The sequence below is a fragment of the Hymenobacter guriensis genome (assembly GCF_015773195.1).
Lineage (GTDB): Bacteria > Bacteroidota > Bacteroidia > Cytophagales > Hymenobacteraceae > Hymenobacter > Hymenobacter guriensis.
Genome location: NZ_JADWYK010000003.1, coordinates 340503 through 356278, shown reverse-complemented (window position 1 = coordinate 356278; position 15776 = coordinate 340503). Strand labels below are relative to the sequence as shown.

Annotated in this window: 12 protein-coding genes; 4 read left to right on the top strand and 8 right to left on the bottom strand. The window is 61.0% G+C overall.

The features are described from left to right. Window positions 1-6: 6 nt before the first annotated feature. From metK to I5L79_RS07500, 5 genes are all read right to left on the bottom strand, one after another. Complete coding sequence (gene metK / locus I5L79_RS07520; RefSeq protein ID WP_196954405.1) at window positions 7-1269, bottom strand: methionine adenosyltransferase; 1263 nt, start codon at window positions 1267-1269, stop codon at window positions 7-9. Between the two features lie 184 nt (window positions 1270-1453). Then, window positions 1454-2359 (bottom strand): hypothetical protein, encoded by a 906-nt coding sequence (locus tag I5L79_RS07515; protein WP_196954404.1) that lies wholly within the window; start codon window positions 2357-2359, stop codon window positions 1454-1456. Between the two features lie 139 nt (window positions 2360-2498). After that, window positions 2499-4940 (bottom strand): S9 family peptidase, encoded by a 2442-nt coding sequence (locus I5L79_RS07510; RefSeq protein WP_196954403.1) that lies wholly within the window; start codon window positions 4938-4940, stop codon window positions 2499-2501. Window positions 4941-5021: 81 nt separating this feature from the next. Then, on the bottom strand, window positions 5022-5669 hold the full coding sequence (locus tag I5L79_RS07505) for an HD domain-containing protein (RefSeq protein WP_196954402.1): 648 nt from the start codon (window positions 5667-5669) through the stop codon (window positions 5022-5024). 43 nt (window positions 5670-5712) lie between these two features. Next, entirely contained in the window at window positions 5713-6174 is a 462-nt protein-coding gene (locus tag I5L79_RS07500) for a GNAT family N-acetyltransferase (RefSeq protein WP_196954401.1), read from the bottom strand. Between the two features lie 105 nt (window positions 6175-6279). On the opposite strand from I5L79_RS07500, the gene I5L79_RS07495 reads away from it, so the two are divergent. Next, on the top strand, window positions 6280-7674 hold the full coding sequence (locus I5L79_RS07495; protein WP_196954400.1) for a PQQ-dependent sugar dehydrogenase: 1395 nt from the start codon (window positions 6280-6282) through the stop codon (window positions 7672-7674). 106 nt (window positions 7675-7780) lie between these two features. Here I5L79_RS07495 and I5L79_RS07490 read toward each other — a convergent pair whose 3' ends face one another. Next, window positions 7781-8767 carry a cation diffusion facilitator family transporter gene (locus I5L79_RS07490; RefSeq protein WP_196954399.1) on the bottom strand — a complete coding sequence of 329 codons (987 nt, stop codon included), beginning with the start codon at window positions 8765-8767 and terminating at the stop codon, window positions 7781-7783. Window positions 8768-8952: 185 nt separating this feature from the next. On the opposite strand from I5L79_RS07490, the gene I5L79_RS07485 reads away from it, so the two are divergent. The 3 genes from I5L79_RS07485 to I5L79_RS07475 all read left to right on the top strand — a co-directional run bounded on the left by I5L79_RS07485 (window position 8953) and on the right by I5L79_RS07475 (window position 13638). After that, window positions 8953-10338: an Nramp family divalent metal transporter gene (locus I5L79_RS07485; RefSeq protein ID WP_196954398.1), complete on the top strand. Its 1386-nt coding sequence runs from the start codon at window positions 8953-8955 to the stop codon at window positions 10336-10338. Between the two features lie 90 nt (window positions 10339-10428). Beyond that, window positions 10429-12696, top strand: coding sequence for a TonB-dependent receptor (locus I5L79_RS07480; RefSeq protein WP_196954397.1), 2268 nt, complete (start codon window positions 10429-10431; stop codon window positions 12694-12696). 99 nt (window positions 12697-12795) lie between these two features. Beyond that, window positions 12796-13638: a transporter gene (locus I5L79_RS07475; RefSeq protein ID WP_196954396.1), complete on the top strand. Its 843-nt coding sequence runs from the start codon at window positions 12796-12798 to the stop codon at window positions 13636-13638. Window positions 13639-13660: 22 nt separating this feature from the next. On the opposite strand, the gene I5L79_RS07470 is transcribed toward I5L79_RS07475, so the two are convergent. Both I5L79_RS07470 and I5L79_RS07465 read right to left on the bottom strand, forming a co-directional pair. Next, complete coding sequence (locus I5L79_RS07470) at window positions 13661-14878, bottom strand: hypothetical protein (protein WP_196954395.1); 1218 nt, start codon at window positions 14876-14878, stop codon at window positions 13661-13663. 48 nt (window positions 14879-14926) lie between these two features. Then, entirely contained in the window at window positions 14927-15763 is an 837-nt protein-coding gene (locus I5L79_RS07465) for an ion transporter (RefSeq protein WP_196954394.1), read from the bottom strand. Window positions 15764-15776 lie beyond the last annotated feature (13 nt).

Below are 15776 nucleotides of genomic sequence, written 5' to 3'. Positions count from 1 at the left end.
TAGCGTTTACAGGGCAAACTCGGCTTTGATCTGGTCGACGTAGTCGAGCTTTTCCCAGGTGAAGGTTTCCACAGTGCGGATGCTGCCATCGGCGGCCTGTACCTGCTTGGTGCCGGGCTGGCGCCCCATGTGCCCGTAAGCGGCCGACTCAGCGAAAATCGGGTTCTGCAAGCCCAGACGCTGCACAATGGCGTAGGGGCGCAGGTCGAACAGCTTCTGCACTTTCTCGGCTATTTCGCCGTCGGTGAGTTGGTGCCCGAAAGCGCCGTTGGCTTTGGTGGTGCCGTAGGTCGTCACGAAGACGCCTACCGGCTGAGCAACGCCGATGGCATAGGCTACCTGCACCAGCACCTGGTCGGCCACACCGGCGGCTACCAGGTTTTTGGCAATGTGCCGGGCCGCGTAGGCCGCCGAGCGGTCCACTTTCGAGGAATCTTTACCGGAGAAGGCGCCGCCGCCGTGGGCCCCTTTGCCGCCGTAGGTATCCACAATGATTTTGCGGCCGGTGAGGCCGGAGTCGCCGTGGGGGCCGCCAATCACAAACTTACCCGTGGGGTTGATGTGGTAGGTGATATCGGAGGTAAACAGGGCCTGAACTTCTTCGCCCAACTGCGCCTTCACCCGCGGAATCAGGATGTTGATGATGTCCTCCTTGATGCGGGCCAGCATGGTTTCCTCGCTTTCGTCGAAGTCATCGTGCTGGGTGCTCACCACAATGGTTTCGATGGCCTCGGGCGTGTTGTCGTCGTTGTAGCGGATGGTTACCTGGCTTTTGGCGTCGGGGCGCAGGTAAGTCATTTCCTGCCCGGCCTTGCGAATGGCCGACAGCTCGCGCAGCAAGCGGTGCGAGAGGTCGAGGGCCAGGGGCATGTAGTTCTCAGTTTCGCGGGTGGCGTAGCCGAACATCATGCCCTGGTCGCCGGCGCCCTGCTCTTCGGCCGTGGCGCGCTCCACGCCTTGGTTGATGTCGGCCGACTGCTCGTGCAGGCGGTTCATCACCTCACAGGTGTCGGCGTTGAACAGGTATTCGGGCTTGTTGTAGCCGATGCGGCGGATAACGTCCCGAATGATGGGCTCGGCCTCTACGTGAGCGGTCGACTTGATTTCGCCGGCTACCAGCGCAAAATCGGTGGTCACCAGGGTTTCGCAGGCTACTTTGGCCGTGGGATCCTGGCGCAGATATTCGTCGAGGATGGCGTCGGAAATCTGGTCGGCTACTTTATCAGGGTGACCTTCCGAAACAGATTCGGAGGTGAACAGGTACGGCATCAGCTTGTAAGGTAGAAGTACGCGAGGGGCCGGCAGCCCCACCCTGCCTCTTGAGAATCAGGCAGGCCGCAAAGCTACAAGTTTTCTACGAGGCGAATAAGCTGGGCTGGCAAATCCGTACGCAGCAAGCACCCACACCCCGCAGCCCAGCGGGCGTTTGGTCTGTGCGCGGGCGCATGGACGGCTAGCCGGAAGCCGGCCCGAAACGCGTGGACAGCTCTTGGCAAACATGGGGCGGTACCCGCAGATATTCCAGCACGTCGGCCGTTTTTTCGGATGGCTTGCCTTTTTTATCAGTTTCCATGGTTACGTTTTCCAGGGACAGGAAACAGCAGTCGGGGTCGGACGGGGCGCGATACACGTGCAAACGGCCAAACGGGGCCAATTCATCCTCACTCGTATGCAGCTCTAGGTGGTTCCAGTCGGCGGCTTCGAGGGCCAGCTTGGTGGCGACAGCGTCGGAAAAAGGCGCGGCGGGCCGGGGCAGCGTTAGTTTCTCCGCCCATTCGTTGGACAGCTCTGAGAAGGGCACCTCGGCCTGGCTGCGCGGCATATTCCACGTCATGAGCACGATAATCAGAAATTCGGCCAGCCAGATAAGGTACAGAAAAATTCCGCTGATGGTTAAGCCAAAGATGCTCCAAGTACCTTCGGTGGCAATAGAGGGCAGGGCCCCCAGCACGGTGCCGGGGCTTAGCACCAAGCTCAGAAATACGGTGGCGTCGAAGGTGGTGTGCGTGAAAGAAGCCCGGCTGCCCAGGCTCTCGGTTTCGCCAGCACCGGCCAGCAGTGTCAGGTATACGCACCACTGCACGTACCAGGCCCACAGCGCCACCGCCAAGCCCAGCCAGCCCACTAAGGCCGGATTGCGCAGCTTACCGGCTTTGGTAACGGTTCGAAGTACGTAGCCGAGCACCAAGCCGAACCCCAGCGTCAGGGCAAAATTGATATAGATAAAGGGGATATACCACACGGCATACACGTACACGAAGGCCAGCGGAACCGCCGCTACTGCCCCTACCAGGAGCAAGCCCAAAATACCGCTCACGGTGAAGCGCCCCGAGGGTTGATAGTAAACAGGTGCAGTCATAAAAAGGAAATAGGTGAAAAACGGTTCAACCTAGCACTTTCTATTTGACTTATCCGCTAAAAATTTAGCCTTTCCTTAGTTTTTGAAACTTCGACCTATTCAAAGTGGCTTTCCGAGCCATACGCTTTGCCTAACTAAGTCAGTTTTGCCCGGTTGCTCCTGGGGCGGGGCCTGCTGGCTTCAGGTTGGCATTGAAGAGCTTAAGAATGCGCCGGTATTCGTCGGTCCAAGAGGAAGGCTCCACGAAGCCGTGGTCTTCAACGGGGTACACGGCCAGCTCCCAGTTTTCCTTTTTCAGCTCAATGAGCCGCTGCGAAAGGCGCACAATGTCTTGGAAATGCACGTTGGTATCGACCATGCCATGGCACATCAGCAGCGCACCCTTCAGGCCCTCGGCGTAGTAGATAGGCGAAGAGCGGGCATAGGCTAGGGAGTCGTTGTAAGGCTCGTTGAGGATGTTGTCGGTGTAGCCGTGGTTGTAATGTGCCCAGTCGGTGACGGAACGAAGGGCAGCCCCGGCCCGGAACACCTCAGGCTGGGTGAACATAGCCATAAGCGTGATGAAGCCTCCGTAGGAGCCCCCGTAGATACCGATGCGCTGGGGGCTTATGCCGTATTTTTCCACCAACAGCTTGGCCCCATCTATGTGGTCGTCGAGGTCTTTGCCACCCATGTAGCGGTAGATGCCGGTGCGCACGTCGCGGCCGTAGCCGCTGGAGCCGCGGTAGTCGATGTCCAGCACGGTGTAGCCTTGGTCGGCCAGCAGGTTGTGGAACATGTACTCGCGGAAGTACTGGCTCCACCACTTGTGCGCGTTCTGCAGGTAGCCGGCCCCGTGCACGAATACCACGGCCGGGCCCTGAGGAGCAGCGTTGGCGGGGCGGTACAGGCGAGCATATACATCGGCCCCGTCGCGGGCTTTAATGGTAATAACTTCCGGGTCGCGCCAGGGGTAGCTTTCAAACTCCGGCGTGGTGCTGTGGGTGAGCTGCCGCATTTTCGCGCCGGGCTTGTTGTCCATCACAAACAGCTCCCAGGGCTTGTTGGCGTAGCTGTAGCGCACTAGTAGGGTCTTTTCGTCGGGCGAGAGGGTAACCTCGCTGGCCCCGGGACGCGAAGTAAGCTGAGTGAGTGGGCCTCCGTCCAGGGGCATGCGGTAGAAGTGCTGCTCGCCGGGGTGGGTTTTGTTGGCGGTGAGGTACCAGGTTTTCTTGTCCCGGCTGAGCTGCGCCTGCTGAATCTCAAACTTGCCGCTGGTCAGAGCCTTCTTCTGGCCCGTAGTCACGTCCACGGTGTAGAGGTGAGAAAAGCCGGTTTCCTCGCTCTGAAACCAGATGCGGCGCGAGTCGGGGAGCCAGCCCACGTTGCCGGCCTCGTAGCCAATGCCGGGGCCGTTGATCCAGGCTTCGTCGCGCTGCCGGTCGAGCAGGCTGATTTTCTGGGTGGTCGGGTCGAGGGCAACAATCCAGCGGTCCTTGTTGTCCTGGGAACGAACGACCAGGAAGGCGCGCTGGCCGTTGTCGGACCAGAACGGGCCGTAAGGCGCCACGCGGCGCACTTCGGTGGCGGGCCTTCCGGCTTTGGTTTTGGCGGTGTCGGTGGGGGCTTTGGCCGTGAGCTGGTATTCCTTGCGGTAGGCGGGCAGCTCGTCCAGCCCTTTCAGCTCCTTGTAGCCCAGCACAAACGTGGTGTCGCGCCCGATGTCGTAGATGCCTAGTTCGTAGGCAGTTTGGGGCGCACCCACTTTTGAACGGGTCGGAATTTCCTCGGTGAAGCCCGATACCGTGACGAAATTCGGTACCAGTGCCAGCTTATCGGCGGCCGGTTCCTGCACCAGGGTGTAGGTCACGTAGCGCCCATCGGGACTGAGCTGCAGGTTTTCGACGGTCTTATTGCCCAGCCAGATACCCTTAGGCCGCAGCCGAAGCAGGGCTTTCTGGGCCCGCTCCCGCGCTTTGGCGTCTTGGTCGCGCTGCCGAATTACCTGAAACAGCGCCAGCTGCTGGGCCTTCAGAAACTTAGCCGACTTATCCAACTCGCCGGGGCCGGGCCGGTTACCGCGCCGGAAATCGGTGCGCTGCACGGTTTCGCCGGTGGCGGGGTCCCAGGTGAACAGGTTGCCGCCGCGGGTATAGCTCAGGAGCTTGTCCTGCAAGGCAAAACCGGCCTCCGTTTCCCGCTCGGCGGTGTTGGTAACGCGGCGCACTTTCTGGCTTTTCAGGTCCAGCAGGTAAATGTCGCCGTCCTTCTCGTACACCTTGCGCTGGTGGCGCTGGTCGTAGCGCCCCCGCACGGAAGGCAGCCCGCGCTGCTCGGCCAACGACACTTTGCGCGGGGTGCCGCCTGCGGGACTCACCTCGTAGAGCGAGTCGCGGCGGGCCTGGGCGGGGTTCCACTGGAAGTAGATGTGCTTGCCGTCCTCGCTCCAGTACGGAGCCGAGGGCAACCCGCCCAGCCACTGTGCCGGCTCACGCATAATTTTTTCGACGGTGAGCGGGGCCAGGGCCGACGGAGCCGTTTGGGCCAAGGCCGGTGCGGCCAATGAGGAAGCTATAAAAAGGCTTAGGTAAACAACACGCATACGCTACGAAGGCTTGACAACGGGCCGCAACATACGCAGCCTGCGCCAAGGACTACCCCAAATGCCGGGCGTTGCAAGCCACTAAGCCAGCCCGCCCTGCTCCCAGGCTTGCAGCTCGGCCTGCAGATTGCGCCGGGCAGCGTCCTGCAGTTTGTCCCGAAACGTGGCCGTGCGGTATAGCTGCGGGACGGCCAGCAGCTTCTCCAGCACTTTGCGCCGCCCGCGCCGGTAGAGGACATCAGGCACCAGGCGGTATTCCTGGTGAATCTGGCGGGCATACTGCCAATAGTCGGCTTCGGGGCGGCCAAGCACCTGCAGGTCGGCATCCAGAAAGAAGTGCAGGTCGCTATCCTGCGGCTGGGGCTGGGTGTGGTCTTGGGTGCGCTCAATCAGCAGCACTACCCGCTCCTGCCGCTCGGCGGGCCACTGGCTATGGCGCAGAAACTCGCGGGCCAGCTCAGCACTTTTAGCTTCGTTATCGGAATGCAAGGGGTTGTAGATGGCATCGTGAAACCACGCGGCCAGCTGCACCACGGCCACATCCTGCAGATTGTTCGCGTACTCGTCGATGGTCTGCAGCAGATCCTGCACGTGGGTGAGCGTGTGATAGTGCCGACCAGAGCCGGTATACAGCTCCGTGAGCTGCCGCAACGTTTCTGTACGGCAGGTTTCGTCAGATACTATCGGCGTCGTGAGTTGCTCCCAGCGGGCGGGCAGGGTTGTTTGCATGATTTCGTATGGCTGAGCTGTTGTATGTTTTCTGGTTGGCCACTCAGTTAGCCGTGGGAGTGCCGTAGGGATTGGCGAGCTTGATTTCGAGGTAACGCTCGGGGTTGGCCAGGGGCTGGAACCCGAACTGCTGGTACAGGCCGTGGGCGTCCAGCGTGGCCAGCATCCGGCGGCGCACCCCCTGGATTTCTGGTGCGGCCCACACCACTTCCATCAGCCACTTCGAAAGGCCCTGTCCCCGGAATTCGGGCAACACGAACACGTCACACAGCCAGGCGAAGGTGGCGCGGTCGGTAACAAGGCGGGCAAAGCCAGCCAGCCGGCCATCGGGCGCAAACAAACCGAAGTTCAGGGAGTTGGCTATAGCGCGTTCCAGGGTGGCAAGGGGCATATTTTGCGCCCAGTACGAGTCCTGGCTCAGGTAGCGGTGTATGGCTAGTATGTCTAGGCGGGCAGAGTCGGAACTGATGACGAACTGGCTGATGGGGTGCTGAAACTCGGGCATAGACGAAAATCAGAAAGCTGAAAAACAAAGCTACTGCCCCCGCCGACCCGCGCAATTTTTCGTAGCGTTTAGTTCAGCCCGCTTTTCCCATAACTGCTTCGGCCCATGAAACGATTGTACGCCGCACTATTGCTGCTGTTTTGCTGGCAATACCCTCTACTTGCCCAGCCCGCCTCGGTGCCGGTTGGCGCTACCACCGTCAGCATCCGCACGCTGGCTACGGGGTTTGATACGCCCTGGGAAATGCTCTGGGGCCCCGACAACCAGCTCTGGTTGACGGAGCGCCTCGGCCGCATCAGCCGCGTAAACCCTGAAACCGGCGAAAAAACCCTGCTGCTCACGGTGCCCGATGTGACGGAAAACGTTGAAAGCGGTCTACTGGGTATGGCCCTCCACCCCGACTTCACGGCCTCGCCCTACGTGTACATCGTGTACAACTACACCCAGGACGGCCTACGCGAAAAGCTGGTGCGCTACACCTACAACGGCACCACCCTCATTAACCCGCAAGTGCTGCTGGAAAATATTCCCGCGAGCCCCTATCACAACGGTTCCCGTCTGATCATTCTGCCCGACCTCACTATGCTGATGTCTACCGGTGATGGCAACATCGACTATGAAGCCCAGAACATAGCCTCACCTAGAGGCAAAATCCTGCGCCTGAACCTGGATGGCACCATTCCAGCCGATAACCCCACTGCCGGCAGCCGCGTGTACACGCTGGGTCACCGCAACCCTCAGGGCCTCGTGCGGGCACCCTCGGGCCGCATTTACAGCTCGGAGCACGGCCCCAGCAACGACGACGAAGTAAACTTGATTGAGGCGGGCCGCAACTATGGCTGGCCCACAGTCCAAGGGTTCTGCAACCTGGCGGCTGAAGCCACCTTCTGCGCGGCCAACAACGTGCGGGAGCCGCTCTACGCCTGGACGCCCACTATTGCCGTGTCGGGCCTTACCTACTACGACCACCCGGCCATACCCGGCTGGCAAAACTCGCTGCTACTGCTTAGTCTGAAGGCCGGTCAATTGCTGCAGCTCCCCCTCAATACTGCCGGCGACGCCCTGACCTCGGCGCCCAACCTGGTGCTAAATAAAGAAGCCGGCCGCCTAAGAGCTATCTGCGTGTCGCCGGCCGGGCGGGTGTACGTGGGCACCAGCAACCGGGACGGCAGCGGTTCGCCTGCCGCCTCCGACGACCGGATTATGGTGCTGGAAAACCTGGCCTATACCCCGACGGCTACCCGGCAGCCGGCTCACGCTGCGCTGGACGTATGGCCTAACCCCGCCCACGAAAAGCTGACTATCAGCTTCCCGGCTCCGCTGGCACGAGGAACTCAACTGGTGCTGCAGGATGCTCTGGGCCGGACGGTTCGCTCGGAGCCGCTGGCGGCTGGTAACAGCACACATACTGTTTCACTGAAGGCCCTGCAGCCAGGCGTGTACCAGGCCTTGGTAAAAACTTCTGCGCGCCTGTACCGCCAGCGCATTGTGGTGCAGTAAGGAAAGCATGTTGTAGCCGACGCAGCATCGGCTACAGTACAAGCCCTCCAACTAAGCTACGGCACGAAATTCCGTCTGGTACGCGCCAGACAGCACATTCCTCATATCACACCAACCGGTGCCGCTCGTTTTTGACGACGTTTTCCAGCGTCCAGGATATTTCCTGGGTGAACGGGTGCTGACGCACCGGGCAGTCGGGCATGTGGCAGTGCGAGCAGGCCGCGAAGGTGCAAGGGTCGGCGTGCACAAACATTTCGACTGGCACGGCAAACTCCTGACTGAACAGGTGCTCGATGCTGTGAACCTGCGCGTGGGTCTGCTCCAGGGAAAAGTAGTACGGCATAGTCACGTGGCAGTCGATGTGCAGGTTGGCACCGTAGCGCACCACGCGCAGGTTGTGCACGTCAATCCAGGCCGGTTCGCGGTGCTCCTGCAATTCGGCCACTACGTGCTGCACGGTGGCCTCATCGGTTTCATCCATTAGCCCCGATACCGAGCGACGCACCATGCGGTAGCCATTCACCACAATAAATACGCCCAGCAGCAGCGCCGCGCCCGAGTCGAATAGTACGTTGTCGGTAAAGACGACCAGTAAGAGCGCCACGCACGAAACCAGGGTACTCACGGCGTCGAGGTAGAGGTGCTGCCCGTCCCCAACCAGCGTGGGCGAGTGATGCTCACGCCCGGCCCGTACCAGCAGAAAGCCCACGCCCAGGTTTACCAGGGCCGTGAAGGCCAGCAGCGCCATGCCCCAGTCGGGCTGGGCAATGGCGTGCGGGTGCAGCATAGCCTGCAGGGCCGAATAGAAGATGTACACCCCGGCCATGAGAATCAGGCCGCCCTCGAAGCCCACGGAAAAGTGCTCAATCTTGCCGTGGCCGTAGGGGTGGTTTTCGTCCTTGGGCAGGCTGGCCAGGTAGATGCTGTAGAGCGCAAATCCGCTGGCTACCACGTTAATGATGGACTCCAGCGCGTCGGTGAGTACGGCCTGGGAGCGGGTGAGCAGCCAGGCGTAGAACTTGACGGCCACCAGCACCACGCTTACTACCAGGGACAGCAAAGCAAAGCGTGTTTTGAGGGGCAACGAAAACATAGGCGGGAAACCGAACGGCGGGGCGCAAAATTCCGGGAAAATTCCGGCACCTGCAGGTATACGCAACTTTTTACAACAAAATCGGTAAGCAGACTGTCTTAAAAATAAATTTAGATACGTCTAAAAATTGTTTCTTTGTACGGCTAAGCTCTTCTGAATCTGTGCCGATGCTTCTTTCTGACTCAATGCCTGAAACCTTACCCGCACCCAATCCGGCTGTTCCCGATACCCCTACGGCTGATGCTCCCTCGGAAAGCGGCTGGCGCAAGCCGCGCACGGCCCCGTCCCTGCGCGAAGTCTACGCCAGCATCAAGGTACCCGGCCAGGATGCTTCTTTCTGGCGCAAGCTGATGGCCTTCTGGGGGCCTGGCCTGATGGTGGCCGTGGGCTACATGGACCCCGGCAACTGGGCCACCGACATTGCCGGCGGCTCGCGCTTCGGCTACACGCTGCTGTCGGTTATTCTGATTTCCAACCTGTTTGCCATGCTGCTCCAGCACTTGGCAGCCAAGCTAGGCATCGTGACGGGGCGCGACCTGGCTCAGGCCTGCCGGGACCATTTTTCCAAGCCGGTATCCATGGTGCTCTGGCTGTTCTGCGAAATTGCCATTGCCGCCTGCGACCTGGCTGAAGTCATTGGCTCGGCCATTGCCCTAAACCTGCTGTTTGGCTTGCCGCTGCCCTGGGGCGTGGTACTCACCATTCTTGATGTGCTGGCGGTGCTATACTTCCAGAACAAAGGCTTCCGGGTAATAGAAAGCATTGTAGCGGGCCTGATTGTCCTGATTTTCGGCTGTTTCGTCTACGAAATCCTGGTTTCCAACCCCGATTATCTGGGCATTGCCAAAGGGCTTGTGCCTCAGAAAGAGGTAGTCACCAACCCCGGCATGCTCTACATTGCCATTGGTATTCTGGGGGCTACCGTGATGCCGCATAATCTGTACCTGCACTCCAGCATTGTGCAGACGCGCCAGATCGAGCAAACCGAGAGCGGCCGCCGCATGGCCATCAAGTTTGCCACCATCGACTCTACGGTAGCCTTGTTTCTGGCTTTTTTCGTGAATGCGGCTATTCTGATAACGGCGGCGGCCACGTTCCACAAAAACGGCTTGTTTGATGTGGCTGACATCAACGACGCGCACAAGCTGCTGGCTCCCGTGCTGGGCGCCGGTGCTGCCGGTGCCGTATTCGCCATTGCGCTGCTGGCCTCGGGCCAGAACTCCACGCTCACCGGCACGCTGGCCGGGCAGATTGTGATGGAGGGCTTCCTGAACCTGAAGCTCAAACCCTGGCTGCGCCGCCTTATCACGCGCGGTATTGCCGTAGTGCCCGCCCTCATTGTAACCATCCTCTACGGAGAGAAAGGCACTGCCGATCTGCTGGTGCTTAGCCAAGTGATTCTGAGCTTCCAGCTGAGCTTTGCGGTAGTGCCGTTGGTGCTGTTCACGGGCAGTAAGGCCAAGATGGGCGTATTCGTAAACCGGCCATGGGTGCAGGCCCTGGCCTGGCTGGTATCGGGCATCATCATCGTACTAAACGTCTACCTGCTCTACGAAACCTTCCTGGGCTAACTGGTCCGTCAGCGCGGCAGCTTGAGCTGCCGCGTTTTTTCGGCCTTAGGATTTAGGCTCATCTAAATAAATAAAGTGCCAGCACCTAAAATGAAACATACATTACTACTGGTTTTCCTGTTCATCTTCTCCGTTAGCGGCCGGGCGCAGTCTACCGGCAAGCTGACGGGAGTGGTCCGATCGGACAGCAAGGAAGTTCCTTTTGCCAGCGTGGGGCTGAAAGGCACTACGCTGGGTGCCACGGCCGACGAACACGGCCGCTTCACGCTGGCAGCGGTGCCCGTTGGTGCCTACAAGCTGGTGTGCAGCGCGGTGGGTTACCTGGCCACGGAGCGGGGAGTTGCGGTAGCCGCCGGGCAAACAACCACCGTCAACCTCAGTCTGAACCCGAGTGCCAGCGCCCTGGGCGAAGTGGTGGTGAGCGGCACCCTGAACGAAGTGATGCGCGGAGAGTCGCCGGTGGCGGTGGAGCTGTACTCGCCCAAGCTGTTTCGGAAAAACCCCGCGGTATGTTTGTTCGAGAATCTGGCCATGATCAACGGGGTACGGCCGCAGCTCAACTGCAACGTGTGCGGCACCGGCGACATTCACATCAATGGACTGGAAGGGCCTTACACGATGGTGCTGATTGACGGCATGCCGCTGGTTAGCTCCCTGGGTACGGTATATGGGCTGAGCGGCATTCCGAGCAGCCTGATTGAGCGGGTGGAAGTAGTAAAAGGCCCGGCTTCTACGCTCTACGGCTCCGAAGCCGTGGGCGGCCTCATCAACGTCATCACGAAAAACCCTTCCAAAGCGCCCCGCTTCTCGGCTGATGTACTAGCTACTTCCCACCGCGACGCCAACCTGGACCTGGGTGTGGCCCGCAACATTGGCTCTGCCTCTACCCTGCTAAGCACCAGCCTCTACCACTACACCCAGCGCCGCGACGTGAACGAGGACGGCTTCACGGACGTGCCCACCCAGCAGCGCGTTTCGGTGTTCAACAAGTGGAGCTGGGCGCGGCCCGAACAGCGCGTGGCCAACGTGGCGGGGCGCTACTACTACGAAGACCGGTTTGGGGGACAGCTGGGCTGGGCGCCCGCCCACCGCGGCGGCGACAGTGTGTACGGGGAAAGCGTGTATACCAGCCGCTACGAACTGCTGGGCCAGTACCAGCTGCCCATTGCGGGCCAGAAGGTAATACTCAGCGGTACGCTTAACCAGCATCAGCAAAACTCGGCCTATGGCACTACACTCTACCGCGCCAGCCAGCGCGTGGGCTTCGGGCAGCTTACCTGGGCGCGGGAGCTGAGCATCCGGCACAATCTGCTCGTCGGGGCTACCTACCGCACTACCTGGTACGACGACAACACGCCCGCTACGGCCAGCCCGGCCGGTACCGAACCGCCCCGTAACCAGCCCGACCTGGTGCAATTGCCCGGCGCTTTCGTGCAGGACGAGTGGCGCCTCACGCCCGACGCTACCCTGTTGGCCGGCCTGCGCTACGACTACAACTCCCGGCACGGCAGCATCCTGAGCCCGCGCCTGAACTACAAGTGGGGCCGCCCGGATGGCAGCCGCGTGTGGCGCGTGGGCCTGGGCAATGGCTACCGGGTGGTAAACCTGTTCACGGAAGACCACGCGGCCCTCACCGGCTCCCGGCAGGTAGTGGTGCCCGAGGCCCTGAAGCCGGAGCGCAGCTGGAACGTGAACGTGAACTACAACCGCTTCCTGACGACCCGCAGCGGCAGCACCATCACCCTCGACGCCAGCCTGTTCTACACTTACTTCACCAACAAAATCAGTCCCGATTACGACACCAACGCCGACCAGATCCTGTACCGCAACCTCGACGGCTACGCTGTAAGCCGGGGCCTCACGCTGAATTCTGAGTTTGCCCTGGCCCGCCCATTGAAAGTCATGCTGGGCGTGACGCTGCTGGACGTATTCCGGCAGGAGCGCACGGCGGCCGGTCCGCTACGGCGAGTAGCGCAGCTCCACTCTCCCCCATTTTCGGGTACCTGGGCCGTAAGCTACACGCTGCAGAAGCTGGGCGTGGCGCTGGACTACACGGGCCAAGTGAGCAGCCCCATGCCGCTGCCGGTATTCCCAAACGACTTCCGGCCCGGCCGCTCGCCGTGGTTTGCCCTCCAGAACGTGCAGGCTACCCGCAAGCTGCGTGAGGGGCTGGAAGTGTACGGCGGCCTCAAGAACCTCTTCAACTTCCTGCCCCGCCACCCACTGCTGCGCCCTTTCGACCCCTTCGACAAGCAGGTAGGTGTGGATAATCCGCAGGGCTACACCTTCGATACCAGCTACAACTACGCACCTATGCAGGGGCGACGGTTGTTTCTGGGTATCCGGTACGCCCTGTAGCTGCTACCAGAGAATCGGCAGGTGTAGCTCGACACTTGCACCTTCTATCAACAAGTGTGCGTATCAGGCGGCACCCTCCCACATTTTCTCTCCGGAAGTATGTACTTGTTGCGTGTGCTGGCCGCCTGCCTGTGCCTCTCAGTTGCCGCCCAGGCGCAGGATAAACCCAAAACCTGCCCCTACGATTCCGCGCATTTCAGTTTGTTCAAGCCCGTACCCCGCAACCAGTTGCGCCCCCTACGGCCCGACCGGCCCGGCGTAACGGAAAGCCCATTTACGGTAGATGCCGGCCACTTTCAGCTTGAAATGGATGCCCTGCGCCTGATCAACTCCCGGGAGGATGATGAGCAGAGCCGCACTTGGAAAGTGGCCTACGCCGTGGCCAAGCTCGGCCTCAGCCGCCGCACCGACGTGCAGCTGGAAGTGCCGCTGTACAAGATTGAAAAAGAGCGCACCGCCGATGCGCCCTGGCAGCGCCGCGCCAGCTTCGGCGACCTGACGCTGCGAGTCAAGCACAACTTTCTGGGTGATGATCAGGAAGGCCCCGTGGCCATGGGGGTAGTGGCCTACACGCGCCTGCCTACCAGCGGCCGGGGCGCCGTGGAAGGCGGGCTTATTCTGCCCGTGAACGTGGAGCTGCCGCACCGCTGGAACTTCGACGTACAGCTGGAAACAGACCTGAATTACGATCAGGAAACTCACAACCACTACCTGCGCCTGATGCCCTCCGTGGCCCTCGACCACGAGTTCAACGACACCTTCAGCTTTCTGGTGGAAGGCGTGACGCAGTGGGACGAGCTGCACAGCGGCTGGCGCTCCTCGCTCAATTTGGCGCCTATCATTTCCTTCGGGGAAAATTTTCAGGCCGACCTGGGCACGCATCTGGCGCTCAGCAGAGAAGCCGAGCGGGAGTTCTTTGTGGGGTTCACGTACCGCCGCTAGAGCTCCGGATGCGGGCTTCGGCTTACTCCAACGGCTTGGTACGACGGGCCAGCAGCAGGTTCGAGTCGTTCTGGCGCCAGTTGTAGCCGGTGCCGAAGGGCAACGGGCGCACGCGGTGCACCGTGTCGGCGTAGGCGCGGGTCAGCTCGGGCTGGTAGTGCTTGGCGAAAAGGTTGATGGGGCGCTTATAGGTGCCGTAGTGGGTGAACTGCCAGGTACCTGGCCGGAAGTACTTCATGGCAATGCCCGAATCGTCCTGCAAAATATAGCGGCTGCGCTCCATGGCCAGGTTGCGCACTTTGCTGAAGTAGGACTTGTGCATCAGGTAAGAGGCCGACTTCACGTAGGTGGTTAGCGGGCCGAGGCTGCGCACGTACTTAAGGGCGGCTTCCTGGGTCTGACCCAGCTTCCAGTCGCTGAGGTCGGCGGAGAAGTAGTAGGCTTTCTTATCCTGGCCGGCTTTGTCGCGCATCGTCAGCTCCACGCCGGGCACCACCTTTGGGCCGGGCCGGCTGATGGTGGCCGAGTCGGCTTCGGTGAGCTGGCCTTCGGTATCGAGCTGCACGTAGCGTACGCCGGTTACCTGGTGGTTGGTGCGGGCAGCAAAGAGCAGCATCAGCGGCAATGACCCATCAAGCTCCACCGACTTCAGATCCACGGCCATGTCGTTGGTGCGGAAAAAGCTGAACTCCAGCACCGACCACAACGACTTTTTCAGCATGGTAAACAGCTTCGGATTTTCGAGGGTGCGCTGGTGCGGCACGCTTCCCACCGGCTCCAGGCCCACCAGCACGTAGGTCTGGCTGGTCGGGAACATGGTCACCACGTTCAGCAGATCGGGCCCGCTGAAGGGGTAGAAGATAACGGGGCTCTGGCGGCGCACCGAGTCTAGCTCAGTAGCAGCCCACTGCTGAATCTTGTCGGTGCGGGCGGCGTGGTACTTGCTCCAGCTTTTGTCGGCGTCGGTGGCGTAGGCTTGCCAGGTGGGGCGCTGGGCCAGGGGCCGGAGGGCACTGCCCTGGCTTAGGCGCTGCCCGGCCAGGTAGGCGGCCACGTCCTGTACGGCGGTGGTATCGGGGGCGGCCGCAGTAGCCGGGGCGGCGGCTACGGTATCGGGCGTGGCGGGAGTCGGCGTGGGCGCGGCGGGCTGCTGCTGGGGGGTGGAGGTTTTGGGGTCCGAGCAGGCCGCCAGCGTCAGGAAGAAAGCCGGCCATAGCAACCGGGCAACGGGAAAGCGCATAGTCAGGAGAAATGCGTGGGAGAGAAACAAGCTCGTCAAAGGTACACGTCAAAGCTTCTCGCCACAGTGCCAGCAGTATTCGGCTTCGGGGCGGTGCTCGGTGGCCTGGCACACGTGGCAGATAACCTGCTTGAAGGCCGGGGCCGCCGGCCGGGCGGGCGTGGCCATCTGGGCCGATACGATGCCCGTAGGTACCGCAATGATGGCGTAGCCCAGAATCATAAGCACCGAAGCCAGCGTCTGGCCCAGCACCGTCACCGGGGAAATGTCGCCGTAGCCCACGGTGGTGAGCGTGACGATGGCCCAGTAAATGCTCTTCGGAATGCTGGTAAAGCCATTCTGGCCGCCTTCCACCACGTACATGAGCGTGCCAATGACCACCACCAGCGTAAGCACGGCCGTGAGAAACACCAGAATCTTGTAGCGGCTAGCCTTCAGAGCTGTCAGAATAAACTCGCCTTCGCCCACAAACTGGCCCAGCTTGAAGATGCGGAACACGCGCAGCAGCCGCAGCGTCCGAATCACGATGAGGTTGCGGCTGCCAACGGACAGCAGGCTGGCCAGCGTGGGCACAATGGCCAGAAAATCGATGATGCCGAGCCAGCTGAGCGCATAAGCCAGCGGGCGGCGCACCACCAGCAGGCGCAGCAGGTATTCGATGATGAACAGTCCCGTCATGAACCACTCCACGGCGCGCAGGATAGGGCCGTAGCGGGCATCAATGGGACGCACGCTTTCCAGCATCACGGCCAGCACGCTAAAGCAGATGGCCACCAGTAGCATAATATCGAACGCCCGCCCGGCGCGCGTATCCGATTCGAAGATGACGCTGTACGCCCTGCGTTTCCAGGAGGCGCTGCCGGGGTCAGGGGGAGTGATTTTCATAGCTCAGACCAAT